The sequence below is a fragment of the Roseovarius ramblicola genome (assembly GCF_042430665.1).
Classification (GTDB): Bacteria; Pseudomonadota; Alphaproteobacteria; order Rhodobacterales; family Rhodobacteraceae; genus Roseovarius; species Roseovarius ramblicola.
Window position 1 is genome coordinate 1 of sequence record NZ_JBHMEC010000005.1, and the last position, 797, is coordinate 797.

Below are 797 nucleotides of genomic sequence, written 5' to 3' on the forward strand. Positions count from 1 at the left end.
TCGTCGAAGATCAGCAGACTGCAAATCGTAGCTTATGTCAGTGTCCGAATTTCGGGGGGTAGCTCATGCGCAGGACCGGCGTGCGCATCTCGATGGACGGAAAAGGGGCGCGTCCTCGACAATATCTTCATCGAGCGGCTGTGGCGGACGGTGAAATACGAATGCGTCTACCTGCACGCCTGAGAGACCGGCTCGGAAGCGAAGGCGGGCATCCGCAAATGGATGACTTTCTACCTCCCCAACGCCCACACTCCACCCTTGGCGGCAGACCGCCTGCCGTGGTCTGTTGGCTGAGAAAAGACGACACCCAACCCGATCAGCAGGTGCAAAGAGTAGCTTGACTTACGCCAGGTCCCGTCCAGTCATGGGGGTGGCTCAAAGCCACTGGAAGGGACGGAAAACGCGTATCCGATACCGTGAACCGTTCGAATGTAGTGGGATCGGCCGTCAGGAGCCGGAACCTTACGTCTCAATCGGCTCACAAGGCTATCTACAGAGCGATCATAGACCTCCCAGTCACGACCCTTGACGGCATTCATCAACTGGTCGCGGTCAAGAACCTGACCATGGCGGGACAGAAATGCCGCGAGCAGATTGAACTCAGCGGTGGTCAGGTCGATCTCATTGCCGCCCGGCGCGAACAGAAGCCGTGCCCCCAGGTCAAGTCTGTATCCATCAAAATTAATGGCGTTTTCTGTGTCCGCCACGCTACTGTGGGCAGAGGCGGCACTGAGCTACTCCCCGTCTCTTGGACAGGATCTGGCGTAAATCAAGCTACTCTTTGCACCTGCTGATCG

The 797-nt window shown here is 57.5% G+C and carries 1 protein-coding gene and 1 pseudogene; one reads left to right on the top strand and one right to left on the bottom strand.

Features of this window, described 5'->3' with window-relative positions:
• Positions 1 to 77: 77 nt before the first annotated feature.
• Positions 78 to 341: pseudogene (locus tag ACFFU4_RS03235) on the top strand (integrase core domain-containing protein); the annotation flags it as partial.
• Positions 342 to 362: 21 nt separating this feature from the next.
• Here ACFFU4_RS03235 and ACFFU4_RS03240 read toward each other — a convergent pair.
• The gene (locus tag ACFFU4_RS03240; protein WP_377067003.1) at positions 363 to 707 is read right to left on the bottom strand and encodes a winged helix-turn-helix domain-containing protein; all 345 of its coding nucleotides are present in this window, start codon (positions 705 to 707) and stop codon (positions 363 to 365) included.
• Positions 708 to 797: the final 90 nt, after the last annotated feature.